The organism is Bradyrhizobium sp. 76 (assembly GCF_023073025.1).
Taxonomy (GTDB): Bacteria; Pseudomonadota; Alphaproteobacteria; order Rhizobiales; family Xanthobacteraceae; genus Bradyrhizobium.
This window is the reverse complement of record NZ_JADPIS010000015.1, coordinates 206,034-232,995: the sequence shown is the minus strand read 5'-3', so window position 1 is coordinate 232,995 and position 26,962 is coordinate 206,034. Positions and strand designations below refer to the sequence as shown.

The following is a 26,962-nucleotide window of genomic DNA, read 5'->3' as shown; positions in this document are numbered from 1 at the left end:
CTACGACTTCGCCGTGCCCGGCTCCGCCATCTTGCGATGCTGCTTGGCCAACATCTCGTTGGGCGTGACGTTGGCGATCGTGGTCTGGATCTTGTTCTTCATTCCGGTCACGATGTCGGACTCGCCGCGCAACATGGCGTCGAAGCCGGCCTTCGCGACGTCGTAGGCGCTGTCCTTCGGCTCGGTGCCGACCTTCGTGTCCATCATGTCGGCGCGGCGAAAGAACTCGGTTTCCGTGGCGCCCGGCATCAGGCAGGTGACGGTGACGCCGCTGTCGCGCAGCTCCTCGCGGAGCGCGAACGAGAATGAATCGAGGAATGCCTTGCTGGCGTTGTAGACCGCCTGGAAGCTGCCCGGCGTGAATCCAGCGATCGAGCCCGTGATCAGGATACGGCCCGAATTGCGGCGAAGCATCTCGTTGCCGGCGCGATGGATCAGATACAGCGTGCCGGTGATGTTGGTGTCGACAAGGTGCTTGATCCTGGCAAAATCCTGGTCAAGGAAGGCCTTACCGAGGCCGACGCCGGCATTGGCCAGCAGCGCGTCGATCGGCCGGTCGCCGACCGCGGCGCAGAGCTTGTCGACGCCTTCGGTGGTGGCGAGATCGGCCTCGACCGCCTCGACGCTGGTGCCGAGCCTGCGGAGATCCACGGCCACCCTCTCGATCTCGGGCTCATCGGCAGCGATGACAAGGTTGAAGCCTCCTTGGGCACAACATCTGGCGAGTTCCAGGCCGATGCCGGTGGAGGCGCCGGTAACGACTGCAAGTTGGTTCGCGGCCATGAGCGTATCCTTCGCTAGTCCTTGAGTGGGATTGATGACGCTCCAATCACCGCGGTGGCCGCTCGTTCCTATCGGGACGCACTCTGGTGCGGCGCAAAGATTCTGTACCGTGCGATAGCAACCATCGTTCGCTGTTCGACTTGGATGCCTCGTAGCTCGCGGGAGGACAGAGATGAAGGCGCTGGTTTGGCACGGCAAGGAAGACATTCGCTGCGACACCGTCACCGATCCCGAGATTCAGGATCCGCGCGACGCGATCATTAAAGTCACGAGCTGTGCCATCTGCGGTTCGGACCTGCACCTCTTTCACAACTACATACCGGGCATGCTGCCCGGCGACATCATGGGCCACGAGACCATGGGCGAAGTGGTCGAGGTCGGCTCGGGGGTTGATGGCAAGCTGAAGAAGGGCGACCGCATCGTCGTGCCCTTCACGATCATTTGCGGCGAATGCGACCAGTGCAAGCGCGGCAATTTCTCCGTCTGCGAGACCACCAACCGCAAGCGCCATCTCGCTGAAAAGGTGTTCGGTCATTCCGGCGCCGGCCTGTTCGGCTATACGCATCTGACCGGCGGCTATCCCGGCGGCCAGGCCGAATATCTGCGCGTGCCCTTTGCCGACGCCACCCACATCAAGGTGCCCGCCCGAATTCCCGACGAGCAATTGCTGTTCCTCAGCGACATCTTCCCGACCGGCTGGCAGGCCGCCGTGCAATGCGACATCGAGCCGACCGACACGGTCGCGATCTGGGGCTGCGGTCCGGTGGGGCAGATGGCGATCCGCAGCGCCATCCTGCTCGGCGCCAACCAGGTTATCGCGATCGACTGCCTGCCTGAACGGCTCAGCATGGCCGAAGCCGGCGGCGCGACCACTATCAATTTCGAGAACGAAAGCGTCCTGGAGCGGCTCGAGGAGCTCACCGACGGCAGAGGCCCCGAGAAATGCATCGATTGCGTCGGGATGGAGTCGCATGTGATGGCCTCCCTGCCCGACACGCTGCTCGACCGCGCCAAGCAGATGGTGATGGTGGAGAGCGACCGGCCGCATGTGCTGCGCGAGATGATCTATGTCTGCCGTCCCGGCGGCATCCTTTCGGTCGCGGGCGTGTACAGCGGATTCTCCGACATGCTTCCGATGGGCGCCTTCATGAACAAGGGCCTGACGATGCGCACCGGCCAGACCCACGTCAACCGCTGGACCGACGACCTGCTCCATCGCATCGAGGAAGGCCAGATTGATCCGTCCTTCGTCATCACCCACACCGTCCCGCTTAGCCAAGGTCCCGAGATGTATCAGGTGTTTCGCGACAAGCGCGACTCCTGCGTCAAGGTCGTGCTGAAGCCCTGAGGAGCAAGATACATGTTTCATTTCTCCAACATCGTTCGCACCAAGGGCGATCCGAAGATCGTCGAAGGCGGCCCGAGCCTGAAGCGCCCCGAAGACCAGCTCGCCCGCGCGCTCGGCTGGTTTAGCATCGGCCTCGGCGTCGTCGAATTCTTCGCGCCACGGCGGGTCACGGAAACGCTGGGAATGGAAGGCCATGAGACGCTGGTCCGCGCCTTCGGCGTGCGCGAGATCCTGGCCGGGATCACGACGCTCTCGGTCGAGAAGAACGCCGGCCTGTGGGCCCGCGTCGGCGGCGACGGCCTCGATGCCGCCGCGCTGCTTTCCGGGTTGACCGCGGATAATCCCAAAAAGGGCAATATCGCGCTGGCGCTGCTGATGGTCGGCGGAATCGCGATCCTCGACTACCGCGCCGCGCAGGACACCAAGCCGCGGCGGCCGCCGCGCGACGCCCGGCGCAAGCTGTATCCGAACCGCAGCGGCTTTCCCAAGGGCATCGAGAGCGCCCGGACCGCGGCAAAACAGATCGCGGCGCACGCCACGGCGGGACGGACCTGAAGACGCACGACGAGGTGATGCAAGGCAATGAGCGACGAGTCCCGTGATGAAGGTGCCTGGTGGAAATCCGCCGTCATCTACGAAATCGCACTGATCTCGTTCCAGGACTCGGACCGTGACGGCAATGGCGACCTCGCCGGTCTGACATCGCGCATCGACTATCTGAAATGGCTCGGCGTCGACGCGGTGTGGCTGACGCCGATCTACAAGAGCCCCTTCCGCGACCTCGGCTACGACATCTCCGACTACTGCTCCATCGACCCGGCGTTCGGTAGCCTCGATGCGTTCGACCGCCTGCTCAGGGCCCTGCACGCAGCAGAGATCCGCGTGATCCTCGATCTCGTGCCCAACCATACTGCGAACGATCACGCATGGTTCGTCGAGAGCAGCAGCTCGCGGAACAGCGCGAAAGCCGATTGGTACATCTGGGCCGACGGGGCCGAGAACGGCGGCCCGCCCAACAACTGGCTGAGCCGCTTCGGCGGCAGCGGCTGGGAATGGTGCGAGGCGCGGCGGCAATATTACTACCATTCCTTCCTGGTCGAGCAGCCCGATCTGAACTGGCGCAACCCGCAGCTGCGCGCCGCGATCGCCGATGTCATGCGCTTCTGGCTCGATCGCGGCGTCGACGGCTTTCGCGTCGATGCCAGCGCCGTCCTGATCAAGGACGCGCTCCTGCGCGACAATCCGCCGAACCCCCGAGCGAAAGGCAAGCCGCCGCCGCAGCGCCAGACGCCGGTCTTTACCGACGATCGGCCGGAGACGATGGACTGCATCGAATTCATCCGCGAGGTGATCGACGGCTATCCGGGGCGGATGTTGTGCGGCGAAGTCCAGGGCAAGACCGACCGCATCGGACACTTCTACGGCAACGACCGGCCGCGCCTGCATCTGCCGCTCAATTTCGCACTGCTGGACTCGCAATGGGACGCACTGTCGCTGCAAGCGACGATCGACGCGTATTTCAACGCCATCCCGGATCATGCATGGCCGGTTTGGGTTGTCGGTGGTCACGACAAGCAGCGGATTGCGAGCAAAATCGGCGACGCGCAGATGCGGGTGCTGGCGATGCTGCTGATGACGCTGCGGGGAACGCCGTTCTTCTTCATGGGCGACGAGATCGGCCGCAAGCGCGTTCCCATTCCGTCAGACCGCGTCCGCGACCCCTTCGAGAAGCTCGTGCGGGGCTACGGCCTTTGCCGCGATCCGGAACGCGCGCCGATGCGTTGGGACGACAGCACCAACGGCGGCTTCACCACCGGCAATCCGTGGCTGCCGCTGGAGCCGCCTGACGGCGCCGCCAACGTGGCCGGGCAGCGGCGCGACCCGCGTTCGATCCTGGCGCTGTTTCGCGCGCTGATGATGTTGCGCCGCGAGCACGCGTGCCTGCACCACGGCGGTTACGAGCCGCTACGCGCGCAGAACGACGTGCTTGCCTACAGGCGGACGGGTGACGGCAGCGACATTCTGGTCGCGCTCAACATCGCCGCCGAGCCGCGGAAATGGCATTGGCAAGGTCGCGGCCGCTTGCTGATGTCGACGCATCTGGACCTGCCGTCCGAGCCGCTGCCGGGTGCCACCATCCTGCTCCGCGGCAATGAAGGCGTGATCATCGCGATCGAGCCACGGTGAGGCCGAGGAACCATCCGCGCGGCAGGGAGTCTCATCAACGCTTCCGACGTCCCCCCTGCCGGAGGCAGAGTAGACCAAACCGCGGCCCCGGCGCTCACCCCCTTCAAGCGCCGGGGTAGCGGCGTGAGCCTGGAGGCGGACCATGAGCAAGACCAAGGGCCTCGGTCAGCGGATCGCTGGCAAGACGAAGCAGGCCATCGGTGAAATCGTCGGGGATCAGGATCTCCATGAGGAAGGCAGGGAGCAAGCGGGGCGCGGCCGGGACGAACAGAGCAAGCCGAGCGAGCTCAATCCGTTGAAGAAACTCAATCAGCTGACGTGAACGCCGCCGCGCCGTCCGCCATTTCCAGTTCAATTCGCCCCGGTGATGAAGCCGCCTCACGGCGGCGCTCCCGCTGGATCGCCGCTGCCCAACTCGGCCTGATCAGCAGCACCTTCTCGACCATCGTCAGCCAGCTCTTCGCCGCGCGCATCGGACGCGATGCCGCCGTCGACTGGATGACGGTCGCCGCCATTCCCGCGCGCGATTGGGCGATCAGCGCAGAGCCGTCGTGGAGCGCGATCCTTGCCGGGATCGCCTTCCACCAATGGGCGGACTTCTCCTGGGCGCTGGTGTTCTTCGGTGTGCTCGGACGCTGGACCGCCGACCTGCGGCCGCTCACGATCCTGCTGCTCGCCCTGCCATGGGCCGTGTTCTCGTCAAGCATGGAATGGTTCGTGCTGGTGCCGCTGTTTCCGTTCTGGCAGCCGCTGTTCACGCTGCAGCAGCCGTACTGGATCGGCCTGCTCGTCCACAGCTCCTCGGCCGTGATGTACCCCCTGTTCGCCAGGCTGCGCTGGACGGGGGGAGCTGCACCCGCGCGCGATGTTCGCTTCACCAATGCCTGGATCACCGGCGCGCTGGCCTTGATCGCGCTGCTCGGCGCGACCGCGTTGTTCGGCAGCCATGGTTACGAGCCGCTATGGATGGGCCACGACAGAGACGCGGACCAGACTTACATCCGTCACATGACCGCGCATCACGCCCAGGGCATCGCGCTGGCGCGGAGCGCCGCGGAGCGCGCGCAGGACCCGCATCTGCGAAAGCTGGCGATGCTGATGGTCGCAAGCCAGACGGGCGAGAACCGGATTTTCGAGACCTGGTGGCTGAGCTGGTTCGACACCGAGATGCCCGATTGCAGCTCGGACGAACGTGCCGCCATGCCGGGCTTCCTGACGCAGGCCGAGATGCGGCAGGTCAAGGCCGCGCCGGCGGATCAATTCGACACGCTGTTCGTCGAGACGATGAGCAAGCATCACGCCGGCGCGGTCAGGATGGCCGACCAGATGTGGCATAGCGCCGGCGATCTGCGCCTGCGTGTGATGGCCCACGCCATCCGCCACGAGCAGCAGGGGGAGATCGCGCTCATGCACCGCGCGATCGGCATTGCTGCCGTCACCACGGCGTTCCGCAACATGCTCGGCGACAACGTCAATTGAGTAGATTGCACCCTACTCGCGCCAGAACTCCGCCAATTCCTCGGCGGTCATCAGATCGACCTGTCCATGAAAGCGGGTGCGATACATCGTCATGAGCGCATCGTGGCCGACATCGGACGAGCTGCACAGCGCATCCTCGACGATGACGACCCTGAAGCCGAGATCGACGGCGCTCAGGACCGTCGAGAGCACGCAGACGTCCGTCTCTGCCCCGGTGATGATGACCGTGCGGACTCCCTTGTCCACCAGCAGGCTCGCGAGGCCGGGATTGCTGAACGCCGAATAGGCCGGCTTGTCGATGGCGGCCGCCGGAGGAACGAAGCGGCTCAGGGCCGGCACGAGTTCGAGACCAGATGGCGGAAGATGCTTGCGGGTCGCCTCGCGCCAGCGACGAAAATAGCTCTGCCACTGTCCGGGCCGATCTTCCGGATCTTCGGGCGTGATGAATCGCGTGAAGATCGTTCTGGCCTGATGGCGCGAAACGATCGAGGCGATCGTCGGCAATACTCTCGCCATCCATGGCGTCGCCCAGAGACCGCCGGGAGCGAAGATGTTCTGCATGTCGATGCACAAGTGAACGGCGTCGCTGATGCCGGTCACTTCCGACGCGCTGTCTCTCATCGTCCTTCACTCCTGTGGGCGCGATCGACGGCGTTCACGACGCCGAGATCGGAGCCTCTCCGCCCTCGACGATCTCTGGAAGGATGTCCTTGAACAGACGCACCGGAATGGATTTCGCAGCAGGGACCTTGCTGCCCTCCGCCTGATGCCAGAGCGGAATGAGCACGTTGCATTCGGGATAATAGGCCGCAATGCTCCTGCGCGGGATGCCATAGGGGACGATTTGGAGCTCGCTCAAGCTGCGCGTGACGCCATCGCCCGCCTCCGTCACCAGCGTGACGGTATCTCCCGATTTTAGCCCGTCTTCCTCCATGTCAGCGGGATTAATGAACACGACGTAGCGGCCGCCCTCGATGCCGCGAAAGCGATCGCCTTCGGCGTAGATCGTCGTATTGAACTGCCCGTCCGCGCGCAGTGTCATCAGCTCATAGATGCCGTCGGTCTCGCGGGGTGGCGCGAAGGCCGACTTTGGAACGGTGAAGTTCGCCTTGCCGTTCGGGGTCTTCCACTTCCGCTCGCGCGCCGCGAGCGGCCGCGCAAAACCGCCGGGTTCGAACATGCGCGCATTGAAGTCCTTGAACTGGTCGGGATAAGTGCGCTCGATGGCGTCCCGAACCCGCGAATAGTCGGCGACCCAGGCGTCCCAATCGATCTTGGGGTTGGGCTTCAACGTTGCCTTTGCCAGGGCGGCGACGATCGCCGGCTCCGACAGGAGATGGTCGGCCACCGGCTTGCGCTGGCCGCGCGATCCGTGAATGCAGGTGGTGGAATCCTCCATCGACACCGCTTGTGCGCCGCTGGCCTGCCGGTCGATCTCGATCCGGCCGAGGCACGGCAGCAGATAAGTGACCTCGCCCGGCACGAGGTGGGTCCGGTTGAGCTTGGTCGCGATCTGCACCGATAGGCGCAGGCCGGACCAGGCGGGCTCCATCAGGGACCGCTCGGGAACGGCGCGCAGGAAATTGCCGCCGAGGCTGACGAAGCCGCGAACGTCGCCTTTCAGAATGCCCTGGCAGGCGTCGACGGTGGACAGTCCCTCCCACCGCGGCGGCTCGAAACCGTAGAGCTCCGCAAGCTTGTCCAGCGGCACCAGCTTGGTCTTCTCGGAGATCCCGACGGTGCGCTGGCCCTGCACGTTGGAGTGGCCCCGGATCGGCGAAATGCCCGCGCCGGGCTTGCCGATATTGCCGCGGAGCAGCAGCAGGTTGACGATCATCTTGTTCGTCTCGACGCCGTGCTTGTGCTGGGTGATGCCCATGCCGTAATTGGCGATCACGGCCTTGGCCTCCATATAAGTGTTCGCGGCCTCGCGCAGGGCACCGCGCGAAAGCCCGGAGGCCCGTTCGATCTCCTCCCAATCCTGTGCACGGCAGAATTCGGCGAACTCCTCGAAGCCGACCGTGTGCTGCCGGATGAATTCGGCATCCACCACGCGCGCAGTTTCATTTTCCCGAGCGAGGTCGTCCGCCTCGATCACCCATTTGCAAATCCCGACGATCGCCGCCGCGTCGCCGCCGACACGCACCTGATAATATTGCGAGCTGATGCGCGTGCCGCCTGCGATCATCTGGACGGGATTTTGCGGATTGACGAAACGCTCCAGGCCGCGCTCGCGCAGCGGATTGAACGTTATGATCGGCACGCCGCGCTGCGCCGCCTCCTGGAGCGGATGCAGCATGCGCGGCGCATTGGTGGTGGTGTTATGGCCGAAGAAGAAGATGCAATCGGTGATCTCGAAATCCTCCAGCAGCACCGTGCCGACCGGAACTCCGATCACCTCCGGCAGCGCCACCGACGTCGTCTCGTGGCACATGTTCGAGCTGTCGGGGAAATTGTTGGTGCCGTACATGCGGCCGAACAATTGGTACATGTAGCTGGTTTCGAGCGAGGCACGTCCGGACGTGTACATCACGACGGAACGGGGATCGAGCCGGTTCAGCTCGGCGCCGATATCCGCAAAGGCCTCGTCCCAGTCGACCGCTAGATATTTGTCGCTTGCCAGGTCGTAACGCATCGGCGTCGTCAGGCGCCCCTGCTCCTCCAGTTGATGATCGGACCAGGTTCGTAGTGCAGTCAGCGTATGTTGCGCAAAGAACTCCGGTCTCGCGGTCTTGCGAGTAATCTCCCAGGCGGTCGCCTTGGCACCGTTCTCGCAGAACTCGAATGGACGTGGCTTGGCCGGCTTGGCCCAGGAGCAGCTCACGCACATGAATCCGTCGGGCTTGTTCTGCTTGAGCAGGATCTCGCTGCCGAGAATGGCGACCTCTTCCTGCGTCAGGATGCTTGCAACGGCTTTAAGTGAGCCCCAGCCGCCTGCCGGCGCATCATTGTTCTCGACCTTTGCCTTTTGCCGCATGGCGTTTCCTTCAATCGCAAGCCCTGCACGCAGAACCCGAGATGGGATGGCAAGTTCCAACCGTTCGGAACCTTGCTCCGGTTCGTGCGTCGATGAATTGACGTAGGACGAACACCCATGCACGGCTCTCGATCCGGCGCACACGATCGCGCATCCATGCCCACGCCATCCGTGAGAATGCCCCGGCTCACGTCGAGCGGGACGCACGATGAGCGGATGCTGGCCGAGGAATGTCCCGTGGCACTCGTCTACGACGGAACGACCGTCGCCGTCGTGATGGCAACTCCCGCCGATCTGACCGACCTTGCTGTGGGATTCAGTCTGACCGAAGGGATCATCGGCGACATCGGCGAGATCGAGGAGCTCACGGTCGTTCCCGGTCCCGACGGGATCGAACTGCGGCTATGGCTGCGACCGAATGCCGGGCGACGGCTGAAGGAGCGACGGCGACATCTGGTCGGGCCGACGGGTTGCGGCCTGTGCGGCATCGACAGCCTGCGCGAAGCCGGCCGTATCGCTCAGTGCGTCGAGCAACCGGCGGGCCTCACGCCGGAGCAGATCAGCACGGCCATCGCGGCCCTCACCGAGTCACAGATCCTCAACCACAAGACACGCGCCGCTCACGCCGCGGGTTTTTTCCGGCCAGGCAGCAAGACCATGATGGTGCGCGAGGACGTGGGGCGCCACAACGCCCTCGACAAGCTTGCCGGCGCTCTCGCCATCGAAGGTGCATCCGGCGGCGCCGGCGCCGTCATCCTCACCAGCCGGCTATCGGTCGAGATGGTGCAAAAAACCGCCGCGATGGGCGCCGGCATCGTCGTCGCCATGTCTGCACCGACTGCGCTTGCGGTCCGAACGGCGGAGGCCAGTGGCATTACGCTTGTCGGGATCGCACGGGGCGACGAATTCGAGATCTTCAGCCATCCGGCGCGGGTGTTCATGCCCGCGGCCACCCAGATCGAGCCGGAGTTTCGACCGCAGGCAAACTAAGGGAACCCGGGCATGAGGGATAGCGAACTTCGTCGCGCTCACCTTGCTCGACATATGTCGATGGTGGAATCGGCTTGCGGTGCTTCCTCACGAAGCGTAATTTTCAACTCTACGTAGCTCATTCGAAAGCATCTATCGGGTTCGGCCAAGCGGGAGACAGCAATGGCGGATGTCCCATGGCACCTTTCCGGTGACTATTTCGAGAATTGCAATTGCAGCATCGTGTGCCCCTGCCTGGTGTCGGCGGCGCCGCCGTTGACCGCGCGACCGACCGAGGGCTTCTGCAACGTACCGCTGATCTTCCACATCGAGACCGGCCGCTATGGCGAGATCGCGCTCGATGACCTGAATGTGCTCGTCATCCTCCACGCACCTGGGGTCATGGCAGACGGAGACTGGTCGGTGGCCGCCTATATCGATCAGCGCGCCAACGATGACCAGACCCAGGCCCTGGCTGCAATCTTCACCGGCGGTGCCGGCGGTCCCATGGCCGCGTTCGCGCCACTGATCAGCAAGAACCTGGGGGTGCGCAAGGTCCCGATCACGTTCCAAATCGACGGCAAGACGCGGTCCGCGGAAATCCCCGGCGTCCTGCACATGTCCGTCGATCCGCTACCGACCATGCATCCGAGCGGCGAGATGTGGGTGAACATCGGCCATCCGGTCAGCCCCGACGCCATGGTGATGGCGGTCGGTGCTGCCGGCAATACCTTCAGCGATCATGGCATGCGCTGGGATAATTCCGGCAGGAACGGCCTCTATGCGCCGATCCGCTGGTCGAACCAGGCGTGATGTAAACTCCAGATACCGGCCTGCATCGGTGGCCGGCAACATCGATCGCACAACATCGATCGCAAATGACGGACAGCCCCTTGGAAGCCGTGCTGCGGCGCGATCGCTGGATCGTCGGCGGCGCGATCGTCCTCATGGTCGCGCTGGCGTGGAGCTATGTGCTCTGGCTCGCCAACGACATGGACATGGGCGGCATGGACATGACCGAGTTCCGCATGATCCCGGCTGGGATCGGAATCATGCTGCCAGCCGAAGAGCCGTGGCGAACAATCGAGTTCGCCTATGTGTTCCTGATGTGGGCGGTGATGATGGTCGGAATGATGGCCCCCTCGGCCGCGCCCATGATCCTGATGTACGCCCGTGTAGGTCGACAGGGCAAAGCGCAAGGCAAACTATTCGCAGCGACCGGCTGGTTTGCCGCCGGCTATCTCCTGGCCTGGTGCGGCTTTTCGCTGGCAGCCACCCTGCTCCAATGGGCGATCGAGCGGGCTGCCCTGCTGGATTCCCGGATGGCGATCGCGAGCAACCTGCTCGGCGGCATCGTGCTGATCGCGGCGGGCGCCTATCAATGGACACGGCTCAAAGACATCTGCCTCGCCCAATGCCAGTCGCCGTTTCTGTTCCTGATGCGCCACGGCGGCTTTCGCAGCGACCTGCGGGGTTGCGTGCTGCTGGGCTTTCGGCATGGAGGTTATTGTGTCGGCTGCTGCTGGGTATTGATGGCGCTGTTGTTCGTGGGCGGCGTGATGAACGTGCTCTGGATTGCGCTTTTGTCGTTGCTTGTACTTTTGGAGAAAGTCACGCCGGTGGGACGCTGGATCGCGCGCGCTGCCGGCATTGCCTGTGTGGCCGCGGGCGCGTGGCTCCTGCTGACCTTGCCGAAGTGATTGCGAGGCGCGGACGACGATCGCGCCGACTCTCGGCCGCGAGATCGAACATCGAAGACTGGGGGAGGCCCCGTTCCAGGATTCGCAGCGCGAACACGGCGGGCACCGCAAATCGCGAAACAATCTTTCGCGTGTCTGTTTGCTTGGTGCGCTCGGAGGGACTCGAACCCCCACGATTTTACTCACTGCCACCTCAAGGCAGCGCGTCTACCAATTCCGCCACGAGCGCTTTTGGGGATGCCGGCTTGAGGCTTGAAGGCCAACCGGATCAACGGCGCCGATCTAACAAATCCATCAGAGGGGTACAAGCCTCCAAAGGCCCTGAATTCCACAAGCTTGGCAGGAAAGTTCCGGCTCTTCGCGCCGGGATCGGCCTTTTCCGCCTGCCCAGGCGGCTGCGCGTGCCCGGGCCGCTACCGCGTGCCCAGGCCGCTACCGCGTGCCCGGGATACGGGGCAGCATCTGCTTGACCTCGACCGCGATCCGGTTGCGGTCGACCAGCACGACGCCGGAGGCGACGGGCAAATTATTGGCCAAAACCTTGACCTCGTCGGCCTCGGTTGCGTCCAGCTCGATGATGGCGCCGCGGGAAAGACGTAATACTTGATGGATCGGCATGGTTGTCGTCCCGAGGACGACCATGAGATCCACGGTGACTTTGTCGAGAGTAGGCACTTCAGCACCACCGCAACTTGGGACTAGGACTAGGGACTTGGTATTTGCGCCTGGGATCATCACCCGGTTATGGTTAGCCAATGGTTAATTCACCCCAAAACCCCCGCCAAGAGCTCGATTTGACGGCGTTTTCCGCCTCCTCCGGCGAGCCCGTGGAGTGGCGGATTTCGGACGCGCCCGTGCCCTATCCGGAGGCCGTGGCCGAAATGGAAGCGCGCGTCGCGGCGATTGCGGCGGGTGAAGCTCCGGAGCTGGTCTGGCTGCTGGAGCACCCCCCGCTCTACACGTCCGGCACCTCGGGCAAGGAATCAGACCTGCTCGATGCCCGATTCCCGACCTTTGCCACCGGGCGGGGCGGCCAGCTCACCTATCACGGGCCCGGCCAGCGCGTGGCCTATGTCATGCTCGACCTGAAGCGCCGCCGGCCGGATGTCCGGGCCTATGTCGCGAGCCTGGAAGAGTTGATTCTGCGGACGCTCGCCGCGTTCAATATCCATGGCGAGCGGCGCGAGGACCGGGTCGGCGTCTGGGTCAAGCGGCCCGATAAGGGACCCGAGCACGAGGACAAGATCGCGGCGATCGGCGTCCGGCTGAAGCGCTGGGTCTCGTTCCATGGCATCGCCATCAATGTCGAGCCGGAGCTGTCGCATTTCGACGGCATCGTGCCCTGCGGCGTCGCCGATCCCCGCTACGGCGTCACCTCGCTGGTCGACCTCGGCCAGCTCGTGACGATGAGCGATGTCGACGTGGCGCTTCGGCAAGCCTTCGAGGAGCTGTTCGGGCCGACCCAGGCGCTGATGCCGGAAGCGGCGGCCTAACTTCCGGTCTCCCTCATTCTCCGCAAACCCGGAATCAGCTACGCTTGATCTCGGTGTCGCCCACGCCTCCCCCCTCCGCCGGGAAAGTACATTTCATACCGGGCGAATTGATCATCGGACCGACTGTTCGAGCGCCAGGCATAAGGAGGGGTTGCGTTTCAGCTCGCAATGGGAGGTTTTTGCGATGAGACTGTCTGCACCCATTTATCATCTGAAGCGAAGAGCGAAGCGCCTGTCCCGCGAGGAAGGCATTCCGCTGCACGATGCGCTCGACCGCATCGCCGCGACGGAAGGCTTTTCCGCATGGAGCATGCTCGCGGCGAAAGCTGCCGCAGCGACGCCGGCCAACCGGCTTTTCCCGCAATTCCAACCGGGGGACCTGGTGCTGGTTGGCGCGCGTCCCGGCCAGGGCAAGACCCTGATGAGCCTGGAGCTTGCCGTGGAGGCGATGCGGTCAGGCCATCGCGCCGCGTTCTTCTCGCTGGAATACACCGAGAAAGACGTCTTCGATCGCTTTCGGGCGATCGGCGTGGACCTGGCGCAATTCGAAAAACTCTTCGAGGTCGATTGCTCCGACGCCATCAGTGCCGACCACGTCGTCAAGCAGATGGCCGCAGCACCGCGCGGCACCGTCGTGGTGATCGACTATCTGCAACTGCTCGACCAGCGGCGGGAAAATCCCGACCTTTCCGTTCAGGTGCGCGCGTTGAAATCATTCGCGCGCGACAAGGGATTGATTGTCGTCTTCATCTCGCAGATCGACCGTTCCTATGATCCCTCGCTCAAGCCCTGCCCTGACCTGGACGATGTCAGGCTGCCGAACCCGCTCGACCTGAAGCTGTTCGACAAGACCTGTTTCCTGAACAAGGACGAAGTTCAGTTTCGCATAGCGAGCTGACGATCAGGAGGCTCAACCGGTTCAGGCCGCCGGTTCAGGCCGCGGGTGAGATCGTTCACCCGCGGTCCACGGTTTCACGCCTTCTCCGGCGAAACCTCGAGCTTGCCGGCGACGTAGCGCCGCTCCTGGGTCAGGCCGCCAAAGCCGTAGGCATCGCCCTTGACCTCGTCGACATGCAGATAGGTCTCGTGATGCAGCGGGCCCAGGATCCCGGCCATGCGCTGGAACATCGCGGCGAGATAGGCGGCCTTCTCGTCCTTGGTGTTGGTGCCTTCGCTGACGTGGATGTCGATCCAGTAGCTCGCGAGCTTTTGCTCTGCGAGCGACTTGCCACCGGCGAACCAGTCGGCCGCCTCCACCGACTTCACGATGATGGCCGTGACCTCAGGATCCTTGTGCAGGATTTTTGCGGTGAGCTCGGACACGGCGCTCGCGATGTCGGCCTTCAGCAAGGGCGACTGGCGGGAGGTGGTGTAGGACACGGTGATCAGCGGCATGGTCGTTCTCCTCGGATGTCGCGCAGGTGTTGCGCGGCGTTGGTGAGAAGCTAGACCCGCCCTCGACATTTTGGTATCTTATCTCTGTTGATACCAGTGATAAGAGATAATAATGACAGCAACGCTCGACATCGCCACCGTCCAGGCCTTCCTGCTGGTTGCCGACCTCCAGAGCTTTACGCGGACCGCCGAAGCGCTTGGCACGACCCAGGCGGCCGTCAGCCTCAAGCTGCAACGGCTGGAGACGCTGCTGGGAAAACGTCTCGTCGAGCGCTCGCCGCGCGCGGTCCGTCTTACCGCGGATGGCGCAGCGTTCCTCGAGCGCGCCCGCGCGCTCATCGCGGCGCATGATTGCGCGCTGTCGGGCGAGGGGTCAGTCGCGCAGTCGCTCTCGCTCGGCATCTCCGACCATGCCGCGGGCCCGGAGTTGGTACCGCTGCTCGAACGCCTGCATGCGATGTCCTCGAACCTCACGCTCGCCGTCACCATCGGCTTCTCCCGCGAGATGCAGGAGGCCTATGATTCGGGCCAACTGGATGCGGTGATCGTGCGCCAGGAAGGCAGCCGGCGCGGCGGCGAGAAGCTGGCCGAGGACGAGTTCGGCTGGTTCGCGTCACGACGCTTCACAGTGCCAAAGGGGCAGCCTTTGCCGCTCGCGACGCTCGCCCCGCCCTGTGGGGTCCGCGCCATCGCCGTGCGCGCGCTCGATAAGGCTGGCCTGAAATGGCGTGAGCGCTTCGTCGGCGGCGGTGTCACCGCCGTGGTTGCAGCCGCGCTCGCCGGACTTGCAATCGCGCCGCTGGCGCGACGGATCGCGCCCCCCGGGCTGGTCGACATCGGGCCGACCCACAAGCTGCCGAAACTCGGCAGCTCGAAGGTGATACTACATTCCAAGGTCAGCGATCCCGCCAAGCTGGCGGCGCTGCGCGCAGTCGCGGCAACATTCCGGAGCGTGGCGGCGATCTGACGCCGCACGGCTTTACAAGATTGCTTCGAACGCACTGCGCAGCGTCTCGTGCCGGAACACAAAACCGCGGCTTAGCGCCTTGCTGGGCAGCACGCGCTGACCGCCGAGCAGGAGCTCGTCGGCGAAACCGCCGCCGATCCGGCCCAGCAGGCCGCCGGGAATCCGGAACACCGCGGGCCGATGCAGACGGCGGCCTAGCTCCTCGCTGAACTTTGCGTTGGTGACAGGGATCGGCGCGGTGGCGTTGACGGGGCCGGCGAGATCGGGCGTCGCCATCACATAGGCGATCAGCCGGATCAGATCGTCGCGCTCGATCCAGGACATCCACTGCCGCCCGTTGCCGATGGGACCGCCGAGCCCAAACTCGAACGGCGTCAGCAAGCGCGTGATGAAGCCGCCTTCGGTGCCGAGCACGAGGCCGATGCGCAAATTGACCACGCGGACGCCGAGCTCCTCCGCCGGCCGCGCCGCCGCCTCCCAGGCCGCACAGAGCTCGTGGCTGAAGCAGGCGTGCGACTTCGCCGATTCCGTCAGCACCTGGTCGGCCCACAGGCCATACCAGCCGATCGCAGAGCCGCTGACGAGCACCTCGGGCTTGCGTTCGAGCCGCGCGATCAGCTTGACGATCTCGCCGGTCATGTCGATGCGCGAGCCGAGAATCTTCGCGCGCTTCGCCTCGGTCCACAGGCCGTTGCCGATCGGCTCGCCGGCGAGATTGACGACAGCGTCGACAGGCGCGTCCGAGGCGATCTGATCAAGGCTCGTGATCAAAGTGACCGGCGGCGGCAGCATCTCGGCCATGGCGGGATTGCGGATCAGCGCAATGACGTGATGCCCTGCTCCGCTGAGGCTCGCTGCGAGGCGGCTGCCGATGAAGCCGGTGGCGCCTGATATCAGCACCGTCTTGCGGCCGGACAGCTTTTCGACGAGCCCGTGCGCGGGAGCGCTTCTCATGCGGCTGAGCCGGCGCATCGCCGCAAAATCCCTGACACCGCACAGCGCGGCGCCGACCGCACACGCCGTCGCGGCAACGCTGAGCAGGCCCTGATACACGACCATCACGCCGAGGGGCTGCGTGGCCCAATCGATCAGCACCGGCAACAGCAACACCAGGATGGCGCCGTAATTGATCGCGAGCAGCGTGTGATTGATCCGCTCGCTCGGCGGCAGTTTTCGGCTGAGATCCTCCTCGACGAAATCCATCAGTGTGATGACGATCTCGGCGACCAGCACCGCGACGATCAGCAGCGCCAGCGCGCCATGGACTTCGAGCCAGCCGAGCACGAGGAACAGCAGCGCATAAAGCATGTTGCGAATGCCGTGCAGCTTCAATTCGAAACGCTGCGACGGACGCCAGGCCAGGCGCTCGGTGAATTCGTGGTGATAGAAGGTGTCGAACACGCCCATCACGATCTGGATGGCGATGAGCGTCCACATGAGCTGTGTCATGACACGGCCTCCCTGAACATTGCGGACTGGTGGATCAGCGCGCCGTAACGCGGATGAATGACATCGAGGGTAAAGCGGAAGGCGCCCTCGCCGAGATCGCTGTGTGTCACCGTGAGTTCGCCCGGCGTCAGCCATCGTGGCAGGGGAATCCACAGGCGCCCAAACTGGAGCCCGTAGCCGGCGCTGCGAAACGTTAGCGCCTGGTCCTCGACCGCGATGCGGAGCGCCATCGAGACGCCGAAGCCGACATATTCTTCCAGCCCGGTCGGGCCGGCAAAACGTTTGGCGGAATGGATCACTTGCGGAAAGCCGCGATTGCGCGCGCAGATGCGGGTCCAGGTCTGGCCGCCGCCTCCGGCGTCTTCGGTCACCGTGACGATGATGGGGACGCCGGTGTCGCGCCCGGTCGGCAGCGGACCGCCGATCAGGCGCACGGCTTGGGCGAACCACCAGCCGATGTCGCTGAAGCCGATCTCATCGACCACACCGACATAGACGACGCTGTCGCCGTCGGCGACGCGTTTCGAAAAACGTCGCCAGGTCGCCAGCGGCAGCCGGCCCCAATCCTCATCCGACAGCAGCGCACGGAAGCGGCGATCATCGAGCAGTTTCGTGTGAGCGAAGGTCGACGCGTTGGAGCCTGATAATCTTGCCGACGTCATCGCACCCTCCTCAAACCTATTTGGCCTTGCCCAGCGGCAGCAGATTGACGATCTTCTCACCGAGCCGCATCAAGGCGGCCAGCCGCGGCCGCGGCACCTTCAGCATCTGCATGAACCAGTGGTCGGCGAGCTCCGTGAAGGCGAGCATCTCCTTCAGCCGTTTGCTCGCGACCGGATTGATGGTCGGATCGTCGGCGGCATCGGACACGCAGGCTCTGAGCGCTGTGATCGCCGGATCAAGCTCCCGCTCCTTGCGCCGCGCCGCGATCCTGGCCGCGACCTCCCAGATGTCGGTCTCGGCCTCGTAATGGTCGCGGCGATCGCCGAGAATCGGGACGCGCCGGATCAGGTTCCAGGCAAGCAGCTCCTTGAGCGAGTTGGAGACGTTGGAGCGGGCCATGCCGAGGGTGTCGGCGATGTCCTCGGCCGTCATCGGCGCCTCGGCCAGATAGAGCAGCCCGTGGATCTGGCTGACCGAGCGATTGACGCCCCACTCGTCTCCCATGTCACCCCAATGCAGGATGAAGCGCTCGACGGCGGCTGGGAGTTTCTTTCTTCCGGTTGTTTCTGCCATAACAGAAATATCTGACGGATAGGATCGGCTGTCAAGAGCATCCGCTGGCTTGCGTGCTGCATACGGGCTCGCAATATTGCTTAAAAAGGTTCCAAACTCGGGGAACAATCCGCCATCTGCGGCGTTTGCTCCCGTTAAGGCAGGGTCCGGGAATGGTCGAGAAGTTCAGTCAGCAGAGAGACTTGTTCGAGAGTGAACGCAGTTTCCGCCTGTTGGTTGAAGGGGTCGCGGACTACGCCCTGTACATGCTGGATCCCACCGGGATCATCACCAGTTGGAACATCGGCGGCGAGCGCATCAAGGGCTATTCGCCCGGGGAGATCCTCGGCCAGCACTTTTCCCGTTTTTACACCGAGACCGACCGCGCCAACGGCAAGCCCGCCCGTGCGCTCGGCATCGCGCGGGACAAGGGCCGCTACGAGGAGGAAGGCTGGCGCGTCCGCAAGGACGGCACCTTCTTCTGGGCGAGCGTCGTGATCGATCCCATCTACGAGGACGGCAAGCTGGTCGGCTTCGCCAAGATCACGCGCGACATCACCGAGCGCCGCAATACCCAGATCAAGCTCGAGGCGATGCAGAAGCAGCTCGCCGAATCCCAGAAATTCGATGCGCTCGGCCAGCTCACCGGCGGGGTCGCCCACGACTTCAACAATCTCCTGATGATCATCAGCGGCAGCCTCCACATGCTGAAGCGAGGGGCCGACGACGAAGCCAAGCTTCAGCGCGCGATCTCGGCCATCGAGACCGCCACCAGGCGTGGCGCCGCGCTGACCAACCAGCTCCTTACCTTCGCCCGGCGGCAGAGCGTCAATCCGCAGGCGATCGACTTCGCCGACCGCATCGCGGCGATCCGCGAGGTGCTCGATGCCGGCGTCGGCAGCTCCGTGCGCCTTGCTTTCGACGTCAGCGGCGACGTCTGGCCGATCAGGACCGACGTTTCCGAGCTCGAGACCGCGCTGCTCAACCTCGTCATCAATGCCCGCGACGCGATGCCCGACGGCGGCACGGTGACGATCGCAGCGCGCAATCTCGTGCTCGACGAGGACCCCCTCGTGGGCGAATTCATCGCGATCGACGTCAGCGATACCGGCCTTGGCATTCCCTCCGACGTTCTCGACAAGATCTTCGAGCCGTTCTTCACGACCAAGCCGATCGGAAAGGGCACGGGCCTCGGTCTCTCCCAGGTGCACGGCTTCGCCCATCAGGCCGGCGGCACGATCCGGGTCGCGAGCGCGCTCGGCAAGGGCACGACCTTCACCATCCTCTTGCCGCGCGGAGAAGACGAGCCATCGCGCGAGGCGGCGGGAGAACCGGCGTTCCAAGGCAGCGGCACGGTGCTGCTGGTCGAGGACAATCCGGACGTCGCCGCCGTCAGCATCGGTCTTCTGGAGCAGCTCGGCTATCAGGTGCGTCGCGTCGCGGACGCCGAAGCCGCCTTGAGCGAGATCGAGAAGAACGGCGTCGACTTCGTGTTCTCGGATATCGTCATGCCCGGCAAGATGGACGGGCTCAGCCTCGCCCATCACCTCCGCCAGATCCGTCCCGGCCTGCCGATCCTGCTCGCCACCGGCTACAGCGAAGTCGCCGCAGGCGTGCGCGGCGATTTCCCGATCCTGCGCAAGCCCTACGAGATCCACGAATTGAGCGAAGCGATCGCCAAGCTGCCGCGGTGATTTCTTAGCTACACCGTCGGCAACACCGAGAACGCCTCGCCCGCCCGGCGCAAGTTCAGCTCATCGACGTCGGCCGTCTCGCTGGTGACGCTGTCGACGCGCGAGGACGGCGGGCCGTGGCGGCACAGCGCCACCATGTCGGCGACGTGCTTCGGCGGCCCTGCGAACAGCGCTTCGACGCTGCCGTCGCGGCGGTTGCGGACCCAGCCTTCGAGGCCGCAGGTCGTCGCCTGATGCTCGAGCCAGGCACGATAGCCGACGCCCTGCACGCGACCGCGGATCATGACCTGGAGGATCGCCTGGCTCATTTTGTCAGTCCGAGGACAAGGGCGCTGCGCGCCTTGACGTCGGCCTCGCGCGTGAGCCGGCTGGTCAAGTCCGACGACGGGAGGCCTTTGAGATTCTTGGGCGCAGTGCCGTCGCGCAGCGCCTTCTGCGTCTCGTAGACCGCCTGCGTTGCGGCCGCGATGGGCGCGTGGCCCTGAAGCGCGATGCGCACGCGCTGGCCAGCGAGGTATTCGAGCACGTTCAACTCCTCCGGCGCGCCGCCGAGCACGATCGGCAGGCGCGTGGCGGATGCGATCGCCTCGAGCTCGGCGCGCGACTTGATGCCGGTGAAGAACAGCGCATCGACGCCGGCGGCCTCATAAGCCCTGGCGCGGCGGATCGCATCGTCGATCGAGGTGATCGAGGCCGCACCGGTGCGGCCCATGATGACGAGCGAGGGGTCGCCGCGGCCGTCGAGTGCCGCCTTCATCTTGCCGACGCCCTCCTCCAGCGAGATCAGCTGCGTCTTCGCTTCGCCGAAGCCGGCCGGCAACAGCGTGTCCTCGATGGTGAGGCCGGCGGCACCCGCCGTCTCCAGCTCCTGCACCGTGCGGCGCACGTTGAGCGCGTTGCCATAGCCGTGATCAGCATCGACCAGCACCGGAAGTGCCGCCGCACGCGACATCCGCCGCATCTGCTCGGCAAGCTCGGTGAGCGTGATCAGCGTGATGTCGGGATCGCCGAGCACCGCGAGCGAAGCCACCGAGCCGCCGAACATGCCGAGCGAGAAACCGAGATCCTCGGCGATGCGGATCGAGATGGCATCGTAGACCGAGCCGGGATGGACGCAAATCCCGCCCGACAGGATCGAGCGCAGTTTTTCGCGGCGGGAACGAAAGGCCATGGTGATGTCTCGGTTAGGTCACGGGGGCCGCAGCATACTCCGTCATTGCGAGCGAAGCGAAGCAATCCAGAAATGCATCCGCAGAGACAGACTGGATTGCTTCGTCGCGGAGCCTGTCATCGGGCCGCGCTTCGCGCGGACCCGGTGCTCCTCGCAATGACGTTACGCAAATTCCAAAATCAGCGCGTCCACCGCGAGCGTCGCGCCGGCGCTGGCGTGGATCTTCTTCACCGTGCCGTCCTGCTCGGCGCGCAGAACGTTCTGCATCTTCATGGCTTCGACCACCGCGAGCGTCTCGCCGGCCTTGACCTCCTGCCCTTCGATCACCGCGATCGAGACCACGAGGCCGGGCATCGGACAAAGCAGCTTCTTGCCGGTGTCGGCAGCCGTGGTCACCGGCATCAGCCGCGCCGAGGCAGCTTCCGCTTCGGTCCAGACATAGACCGGCACCTCGACGCCCTGATGCGCGAGGCGGATGCCGTTCGCGATCGGGCGCACCTGCACCGCCACGACGTGCCCGTCGATGGTGCCCTGCCAGACCGGATCGCCCGGCTTCCACGCCGACTGCAACAGATGCGGATTGCCGGCCTTGCCGTCGGCATCGACGAAACGCACCGCGACCGCCTCGCCCTCGCGCGCGACTTCCAGCAGGATCTCCTGGCGGTCGAGCCAGACCGCACGGCGACGCTCGCGTTGCACGATGCGGCCGCCCATCTGACCCGAGATCTGCCGCTTGCGCTCGCCCAGCACGTGATCGATGGCGGCGCCGACCGCGGCAAGCCGCCGTGCGACCTCGCCCTCCGGCACGCGCACGGCAAAGCCCTTGGGGAATTCCTCGGCGATGAAGCCGGTGGAGAGCCGGCCTTCGCGCCAGCGCGGATGATGCATCAGCGCCGACAGGAACGGGATGTTGTGTCGGATGCCGTCCACATAGAACGAGTCCAGCGCGGTGGCCTGCGCCTCGATCGCGGCCGCGCGCGACGGCGCGTGGGTGACGAGCTTGGCGATCATCGGATCGTAATGGATCGAGATCTCGCCGCCCTCCTGCACGCCGGTGTCGTTGCGCACGGTGATGCCGTCCTGGCTCGCTTCCGCCGGCGGACGGTATTTCACGAGGCGACCGATCGAGGGCAGGAAGTTGCGGAACGGGTCCTCGGCGTAGAGGCGCGACTCCACTGCCCAGCCCGTCAGCGTGACGTCCTTCTGCGTGATCGCGAGCTTCTCGCCGGCGGCGACGCGGAGCATCTGCTCGACGAGGTCGACGCCGGTGACGAGCTCGGTGACGGGATGCTCGACCTGGAGGCGCGTGTTCATCTCCAGGAAGTAGAAGCTCTTGTCCTGCCCCGCGACGAATTCGACGGTGCCGGCGGAGTCGTAATTCACCGCCTTGGCGAGTGCGACCGCCTGCTCGCCCATCTTGCGGCGGGTGGCTTCGTCGAGCAGCGGCGACGGCGCTTCCTCGATGACCTTCTGGTTGCGGCGCTGGATCGAGCATTCGCGCTCGCCGAGATAGATCACGTTGCCGTGCTTGTCGCCCAGCAGCTGGATCTCGATATGGCGGGGGTCGACGATGAACTTCTCGATGAAGACCCGGTCGTCGCCGAACGAGGCCTTGGCCTCGGCCTTGGCGAGGTTGAAACCCTCTGCGACCTCGGAGGTCGAATGCGCGATGCGCATGCCCTTGCCGCCGCCGCCGGCGGAGGCCTTGATCATCACGGGATAACCGATCTCGTCGGCGATCTTGACCGCGTGCGTGGCGTCCTCGATGACGCCGAGATAGCCGGGCACGGTCGAGACTTTCGCCTTCGCGGCGGCCTTCTTGGATTCGATCTTGTCGCCCATCGCCGCGATCGCGCCCGGGTTGGGGCCGATGAAGACGATGCCGGCCGCCTCCAGCGCGCGCGGAAACGCCTCACGCTCGGACAGGAAGCCGTAACCGGGATGCACGGCCTCGGCGCCGGTCTTGCGGCAGGCCTCCACGATCTTCTCGATCACCAGATAGCTCTCGGCCGCAGCCGGCGGGCCGATCAGCACGGCCTCGTCGGCCATCTCGACATGGAGGGCGTCGCGGTCGGCCTCGGAATAGACCGCGACCGTCTGAACTCCCATGCGGCGAGCGGTCTTGATGACCCGGCAGGCGATTTCGCCGCGATTGGCGATCAGAATGCGTTTGAACATGCTTTTCTTGAGTCTCGACCTTGGGCGGGACCCTTCCCTGGCCGTTGGAGCCTATGGGACGGGCCGTGTGGCTCCCGTGGTACATCAAAATAGGCCGGAGGCAACGGTCAAAATCCGGGTCCTCTGGCGTACCAGCGCAAGACCAAAGCTAGACCGAAACGGGTCTGGCGGGCCCCTGGGCGGCCTACGGCTTCCCGGCCTTGCCCACATTCCGGACCAGGCCGTGAATGAAGCCGAGCTTCTCGACGACGACCGGCGAGAGGATGAACGGATAGAGGTCGCGCATGCCCATGGCGCGGTTGACGCTGTTCATGGCGAAGGTGAAGGGCAGCCATGCGTTGACGATCGCCTCGACGTCCCTTGCTTCGTAAGGGTTGAAGCGGATGCGCGTCGTCAACTCCCCGTCGCGATCGACCTTGGGGCGCACCTCCATGCCGAACTCGCTGGCCATCTCCAGGGTGTCGACGATGTGAAGATAGTGCGCCCAGGTCTCGGCGAAATCCTCCCACGGATGCGTCGTCGCGTAGGCAGAAACGTAGTTCTGCTGCCAGTCCGGCGGGGCGCCTTCGGCATAGTGGCGCTGCAAGGCCTGGCCGTAATCGGCGGAATCGTCGCCGAACACGGCACGGCATTCGTCCAGCTTGCCGCCGTCGCGCACCAGCACGTCCCAGAAATAGTGCCCGACCTCGTGGCGGAAATGCCCGAGCAGCGTCCGGTAGGGCTCGCCCATCTCCAGCCTGCGCCGTTCGCGCTCGATGTCGTCGGCCTCGGTCAGCGCGATCGTGATCAGGCCGTTGTCGTGACCGGTCAGGACCTTCTGCCCGCTCTGCGGATCGTCGGCGAGGAAATTGAAGATCAGGCCATGTTCGGGATTGTCCTGCCGGGTCTGGAGCGGCAGCTTCCAACGGATCAGGGAATAGAACAGCCGGTGCTTCGCCATCTCCAGCTCGCGCCAGCCGGCGAGTTGCGCCGGATCCGACAAGTCCGGCACGACGCCGTTATGGCGGCAGGCGCGGCAGTAGCCGGTAGTGTCGCCCGCGTCAGTCAGCCAGTTGCAGGCATCATGCTCGGCATTGCTGCACAGCATGCGGCTTTCGCCCTTGGTCGCCAGCGTCTTCCAGGCCTCTCCGTCGGGCTCCATCGCCGACATCGTCTCCTTCTCCGGCAGGAACGCGACGCGGTGGCCGCAGCGCTCGCAGGCGCGGTTCTCGAAATAGATGACGTTGCCGCAGGCTTGGCAGACAAAAAGCTTCAAGATTTAGCCTCTTCGGGAAGCGAGTTTTTATGAATGAAAGTTGTGGCGTCTCGCGGATACGCGCGCGGAGGGCTCATCGTTCCAAGGTTCGGAACAAATAGCCAGACCCGGCGTTCTTTCATGCCCACCACACTGCATTCGGCGACGTCTTTCTTTCCATATACCCTTTGGGCAATGGCCATCACGCTTCGTCTGTGTGAATATCCGTCCGCCACGTGCGCTCTCGCATCACCCCGGCCAACGCCTTGAACGATCCTTTGCCCGAGACCATCGCCGCCGAAAGGCTGCGCCAGCACCTGGAAGACGTCGCGCGCGAGCGCGACAACGCCTATCGCGCGCTCCAGGAACGCGAAGCTGAGCTTGCGCGCATCCAGCGCATCGGCAAGGTCGGCGGTCTCGAAGTCGACTTCCGCGAAGGCTTCAAGAACCGCCGTTCGCCGGAATATCTGATGCTCCACGGCCTGCCGCCGGAAGCCGCCGACGAGTCGCACGAGGACTGGATCAATCGCATTCATCCGGACGACCGGGACGCTACGGTGAAGCACTTCATCGATGCGCTGTCCGGCAGCAGCGAGGACTACACCGCCGAATACCGCATCATCCGTCCCAGCGACAGCGAGACCCGCTGGATCCGAGTCGTTGCCAAGATCGAGCGCGACGGTGGCGGCCACGCCCTCCGCCTCGTCGGCGCCCATATCGACGTCACCGACCAGATGCTGGTGCGCGAGACCCTGCGCGAGAGCGAGGAGCGCTTCCGGCTGATCGCCGACAGCGCGCCGGTGCCGATCTGGGTCACCAAACTCGACCGCACGCGGTCCTTCGCCAACCAGGCCTATGTCGATTTCGTCGGCCTGCCCTATGACCAGGCCATCTCCTTCGACTGGCGCAAGGTGCTGCATCCGGACGACCTGCCGCATGTGCTGCAGCAGTCCGTCCAGGGTGAAGCATCGCTCAAGCCGTTCGTGCTGGAAGCCCGCTACAAGAACGCCGACGGCGAATGGCGCTGGCTGCGTTCGGAATCGCAGCCGCGCTGGGACCCGACCGGCAGGCATATCGGCTTCATCGGCGTGGCCCATGACATCACGGTGGCCAAGCAGGCCGAAATCGAGCTGCGGCAGCTCAACGAGACGCTGGAAGAGCGCATCGTCGAGCGCACCGCCGAGCTCGAATCCAACGAGGCGCGGCTGCGCGCGATCCTGGAGACCAGCAACCAATACCAGGGCCTCGTCAATCTCAGGGGCGAGCTGCTTTACGCCAACACGACCGTGCTCGACGCCATCAAGGCGAGCCCTGCGGACGTGATTGGAAAGCCGTTGTGGCAGACGCCCTGGTTCAGCACGACGGAGGGCATGAACGCGCGGGTGCGCGAGGCCTTCGACACCGTGCTCAAGGGCGAAGCCGTGCGGCTGGAGATGCGCCTGCGCCTTCCCATCGGCGAGCGCGATTTCGAGTTCGGCATGCGCCCGGTGCTCGACCGCCACGGCAACATCACCGGCGCAGTGCCCGAGGCTGTCGACATCACCGAGCGCCGCCGCGGCGAGGAAGCGTTGCGGCAATCGCAAAAGATGGAGGCGATCGGCCAGCTCACCGGCGGCGTCGCGCACGACTTCAACAATCTGCTCACCATCATCCGCTCGGCCACCGATTTCCTGCGCCGCCGCGAGCTGCCGGAGGAGCGCCGCCGCCGCTATGTCGATGCCATCTCCGACACCGTCGAACGTGCCTCCAAGCTGACCGCCCAGTTGCTGGCGTTTGCGCGCCGGCAGCCGCTGAAACCGCAGATCTTCAACGTCGGCAGCCAGGTTGAAGGCGTCGCGCAACTGGTCCGGCCGCTGGTCGGTGGCCGCATTGAAATCGCGGTGGAGGTTCACGATGGCGACTGCTTCACGGTCGCCGATATCGCGCAATTCGAGACCGCGCTGATCAACCTCGCCATCAACGCCCGCGACGCGATGGACGGCGAAGGCCGTCTCACCATTGCGGTCCGGAAAGTCCAGGGCATCCCTAACCTGCGCGCGCAATCGGCGCGCGGCGGCGACTATGTCGCGATCTCGGTCGCCGACACCGGCAGCGGTATCGCGCCCGAAAACATCGAGGCGATCTTCGAGCCGTTCTTCACCACCAAGGAGGTCGGCAAGGGCACCGGCCTCGGCCTGAGCCAGGCCTTCGGTTTCGCAAAGCAGTCCGAGGGCGACATCGCCGTGACGAGCACGCATGGTGAAGGCGCTACCTTCACCATCTATCTGCCGCGGGCGCAAAGCCCCGCGACAGCTCAGGAAGCAGCGGCGCTGACCTATGAGGCCGCGGCCACCGGGCGCGGCTATCGCGTGCTCGTGGTGGAAGACGACGACGAGGTCGGCCGCTTCTCCACGGAGCTGCTGGAAGACCTCGGCTATGTCGTCCGCCGCGCCGCCAACGCCAATGCGGCGCTCGCCATCCTCGGCGAGAACGAGTTCGCCGTCGACCTCGTCTTCTCGGACGTCATCATGCCCGGCATGAACGGCGTCGAGCTCGCCGGCATCATCCGCGAACGCTATCCAGGCCTGCCCGTCGTGCTCACCTCTGGTTACAGCAACGTTCTCGCCGAGAACGCCGATCGCGGATTCGAGCTGATCCAGAAGCCGTATTCGGTGGAATTGCTGTCGCGCATCCTGCGCAAGGCGATCACGGCAAAGCCATCGGTGACGCGGTGAGTGTAAATC

Annotated in this window: 26 protein-coding genes and 1 tRNA gene; 13 read left to right on the top strand and 14 right to left on the bottom strand. The window is 64.8% G+C overall.

Annotated elements, in window-relative coordinates; translation table 11 throughout:
* Positions 1-783 carry an SDR family NAD(P)-dependent oxidoreductase gene (locus IVB48_RS01950; protein WP_247286914.1) on the bottom strand — a complete coding sequence of 261 codons (783 nt, stop codon included), beginning with the start codon at positions 781-783 and terminating at the stop codon, positions 1-3.
* Between the two features lie 172 nt (positions 784-955).
* On the opposite strand from IVB48_RS01950, the gene IVB48_RS01945 reads away from it, so the two are divergent.
* The 5 genes from IVB48_RS01945 to IVB48_RS01925 all read left to right on the top strand — a co-directional run bounded on the left by IVB48_RS01945 (position 956) and on the right by IVB48_RS01925 (position 5,797).
* On the top strand, positions 956-2,131 hold the full coding sequence (locus IVB48_RS01945; RefSeq protein WP_247396967.1) for a zinc-dependent alcohol dehydrogenase: 1,176 nt from the start codon (positions 956-958) through the stop codon (positions 2,129-2,131).
* 12 nt (positions 2,132-2,143) lie between these two features.
* Positions 2,144-2,686 carry a hypothetical protein gene (locus tag IVB48_RS01940; RefSeq protein WP_247396964.1) on the top strand — a complete coding sequence of 181 codons (543 nt, stop codon included), beginning with the start codon at positions 2,144-2,146 and terminating at the stop codon, positions 2,684-2,686.
* A 27-nt stretch (positions 2,687-2,713) separates the two neighbouring features.
* Positions 2,714-4,318 carry an alpha-amylase family glycosyl hydrolase gene (locus IVB48_RS01935; protein WP_247396961.1) on the top strand — a complete coding sequence of 535 codons (1,605 nt, stop codon included), beginning with the start codon at positions 2,714-2,716 and terminating at the stop codon, positions 4,316-4,318.
* A gap of 142 nt (positions 4,319-4,460) precedes the next feature.
* Complete coding sequence (locus tag IVB48_RS01930; RefSeq protein ID WP_247396957.1) at positions 4,461-4,640, top strand: CsbD family protein; 180 nt, start codon at positions 4,461-4,463, stop codon at positions 4,638-4,640.
* Entirely contained in the window at positions 4,637-5,797 is a 1,161-nt protein-coding gene (locus IVB48_RS01925; protein ID WP_247396954.1) for a DUF305 domain-containing protein, read from the top strand. The genes IVB48_RS01930 and IVB48_RS01925 overlap by 4 nt, the downstream gene beginning before the upstream one ends.
* A gap of 12 nt (positions 5,798-5,809) precedes the next feature.
* On the opposite strand, the gene IVB48_RS01920 is transcribed toward IVB48_RS01925, so the two are convergent.
* Both IVB48_RS01920 and IVB48_RS01915 read right to left on the bottom strand, forming a co-directional pair.
* Positions 5,810-6,418, bottom strand: coding sequence for an isochorismatase family cysteine hydrolase (locus IVB48_RS01920; RefSeq protein ID WP_247396951.1), 609 nt, complete (start codon positions 6,416-6,418; stop codon positions 5,810-5,812).
* Positions 6,419-6,452: 34 nt separating this feature from the next.
* The gene (locus IVB48_RS01915) at positions 6,453-8,774 is read right to left on the bottom strand and encodes an FdhF/YdeP family oxidoreductase (RefSeq protein WP_247396949.1); all 2,322 of its coding nucleotides are present in this window, start codon (positions 8,772-8,774) and stop codon (positions 6,453-6,455) included.
* 117 nt (positions 8,775-8,891) lie between these two features.
* On the opposite strand from IVB48_RS01915, the gene fdhD reads away from it, so the two are divergent.
* The 3 genes from fdhD (at position 8,892) to IVB48_RS01900 (ending at position 11,443) form a co-directional block, all read left to right on the top strand.
* Positions 8,892-9,764: a formate dehydrogenase accessory sulfurtransferase FdhD gene (fdhD, locus tag IVB48_RS01910; protein WP_249805397.1), complete on the top strand. Its 873-nt coding sequence runs from the start codon at positions 8,892-8,894 to the stop codon at positions 9,762-9,764.
* 162 nt (positions 9,765-9,926) lie between these two features.
* Positions 9,927-10,556: a DUF1326 domain-containing protein gene (locus IVB48_RS01905; protein ID WP_247361745.1), complete on the top strand. Its 630-nt coding sequence runs from the start codon at positions 9,927-9,929 to the stop codon at positions 10,554-10,556.
* 65 nt (positions 10,557-10,621) lie between these two features.
* Positions 10,622-11,443 (top strand): DUF2182 domain-containing protein, encoded by an 822-nt coding sequence (locus IVB48_RS01900; RefSeq protein WP_247361747.1) that lies wholly within the window; start codon positions 10,622-10,624, stop codon positions 11,441-11,443.
* Positions 11,444-11,587: 144 nt separating this feature from the next.
* On the opposite strand, the gene IVB48_RS01895 is transcribed toward IVB48_RS01900, so the two are convergent.
* Together IVB48_RS01895 and IVB48_RS01890 are read right to left on the bottom strand one after the other, a co-directional pair.
* A tRNA-Leu gene (locus IVB48_RS01895) sits at positions 11,588-11,672 on the bottom strand.
* 203 nt (positions 11,673-11,875) lie between these two features.
* On the bottom strand, positions 11,876-12,118 hold the full coding sequence (locus IVB48_RS01890; RefSeq protein ID WP_007603171.1) for a FliM/FliN family flagellar motor switch protein: 243 nt from the start codon (positions 12,116-12,118) through the stop codon (positions 11,876-11,878).
* Positions 12,119-12,198: 80 nt separating this feature from the next.
* Between IVB48_RS01890 and lipB the strand changes: the two genes are divergently transcribed.
* Complete coding sequence (gene lipB, locus IVB48_RS01885; protein WP_247396946.1) at positions 12,199-12,936, top strand: lipoyl(octanoyl) transferase LipB; 738 nt, start codon at positions 12,199-12,201, stop codon at positions 12,934-12,936.
* Between the two features lie 184 nt (positions 12,937-13,120).
* Positions 13,121-13,834, top strand: coding sequence for a DNA helicase (locus IVB48_RS01880; RefSeq protein WP_247361751.1), 714 nt, complete (start codon positions 13,121-13,123; stop codon positions 13,832-13,834).
* A 74-nt stretch (positions 13,835-13,908) separates the two neighbouring features.
* Here IVB48_RS01880 and IVB48_RS01875 read toward each other — a convergent pair whose 3' ends face one another.
* On the bottom strand, positions 13,909-14,331 hold the full coding sequence (locus IVB48_RS01875) for a 4-oxalocrotonate tautomerase family protein (protein WP_247396944.1): 423 nt from the start codon (positions 14,329-14,331) through the stop codon (positions 13,909-13,911).
* A gap of 112 nt (positions 14,332-14,443) precedes the next feature.
* On the opposite strand from IVB48_RS01875, the gene IVB48_RS01870 reads away from it, so the two are divergent.
* Complete coding sequence (locus IVB48_RS01870) at positions 14,444-15,298, top strand: LysR substrate-binding domain-containing protein (protein WP_247396942.1); 855 nt, start codon at positions 14,444-14,446, stop codon at positions 15,296-15,298.
* Positions 15,299-15,310: 12 nt separating this feature from the next.
* Here IVB48_RS01870 and IVB48_RS01865 read toward each other — a convergent pair whose 3' ends face one another.
* The 3 genes from IVB48_RS01865 to IVB48_RS01855 are packed head-to-tail and all read right to left on the bottom strand — an operon-like array spanning position 15,311 to position 17,983.
* Positions 15,311-16,747 (bottom strand): TIGR01777 family oxidoreductase, encoded by a 1,437-nt coding sequence (locus tag IVB48_RS01865; RefSeq protein WP_247396940.1) that lies wholly within the window; start codon positions 16,745-16,747, stop codon positions 15,311-15,313.
* The gene (locus IVB48_RS01860; protein ID WP_247396938.1) at positions 16,744-17,409 is read right to left on the bottom strand and encodes a DUF4166 domain-containing protein; all 666 of its coding nucleotides are present in this window, start codon (positions 17,407-17,409) and stop codon (positions 16,744-16,746) included. Before IVB48_RS01860 ends, IVB48_RS01865 begins: the two co-directional genes overlap by 4 nt.
* A gap of 16 nt (positions 17,410-17,425) precedes the next feature.
* Positions 17,426-17,983, bottom strand: a complete 558-nt coding sequence (locus IVB48_RS01855; protein ID WP_247396936.1) for a MarR family transcriptional regulator — start codon at positions 17,981-17,983, stop codon at positions 17,426-17,428.
* 152 nt (positions 17,984-18,135) lie between these two features.
* On the opposite strand from IVB48_RS01855, the gene IVB48_RS01850 reads away from it, so the two are divergent.
* Positions 18,136-19,656, top strand: coding sequence for a PAS domain-containing sensor histidine kinase (locus IVB48_RS01850; RefSeq protein ID WP_027567405.1), 1,521 nt, complete (start codon positions 18,136-18,138; stop codon positions 19,654-19,656).
* An 8-nt stretch (positions 19,657-19,664) separates the two neighbouring features.
* Here the strand turns inward: IVB48_RS01850 and IVB48_RS01845 are convergent, their stop codons facing one another.
* The 5 genes from IVB48_RS01845 to IVB48_RS01825 all read right to left on the bottom strand — a co-directional run bounded on the left by IVB48_RS01845 (position 19,665) and on the right by IVB48_RS01825 (position 24,442).
* Positions 19,665-19,964, bottom strand: a complete 300-nt coding sequence (locus IVB48_RS01845; protein WP_247396934.1) for an acylphosphatase — start codon at positions 19,962-19,964, stop codon at positions 19,665-19,667.
* The gene (locus tag IVB48_RS01840; RefSeq protein WP_247396931.1) at positions 19,961-20,827 is read right to left on the bottom strand and encodes an isocitrate lyase/PEP mutase family protein; all 867 of its coding nucleotides are present in this window, start codon (positions 20,825-20,827) and stop codon (positions 19,961-19,963) included. Before IVB48_RS01840 ends, IVB48_RS01845 begins: the two co-directional genes overlap by 4 nt.
* Positions 20,828-20,989: 162 nt before the next feature.
* Entirely contained in the window at positions 20,990-23,005 is a 2,016-nt protein-coding gene (locus IVB48_RS01835; protein ID WP_247396930.1) for an acetyl/propionyl/methylcrotonyl-CoA carboxylase subunit alpha, read from the bottom strand.
* Between the two features lie 184 nt (positions 23,006-23,189).
* The gene (locus IVB48_RS01830; RefSeq protein WP_247396927.1) at positions 23,190-24,260 is read right to left on the bottom strand and encodes a putative zinc-binding peptidase; all 1,071 of its coding nucleotides are present in this window, start codon (positions 24,258-24,260) and stop codon (positions 23,190-23,192) included.
* Positions 24,257-24,442: a hypothetical protein gene (locus IVB48_RS01825; RefSeq protein WP_247396923.1), complete on the bottom strand. Its 186-nt coding sequence runs from the start codon at positions 24,440-24,442 to the stop codon at positions 24,257-24,259. The genes IVB48_RS01830 and IVB48_RS01825 overlap by 4 nt, the downstream gene beginning before the upstream one ends.
* Before the next feature lie 33 nt (positions 24,443-24,475).
* Here IVB48_RS01825 and IVB48_RS01820 point away from each other — a divergent pair, with 33 nt between their 5' ends.
* On the top strand, positions 24,476-26,953 hold the full coding sequence (locus tag IVB48_RS01820) for a PAS domain S-box protein (protein WP_247396912.1): 2,478 nt from the start codon (positions 24,476-24,478) through the stop codon (positions 26,951-26,953).
* Positions 26,954-26,962: the final 9 nt, after the last annotated feature.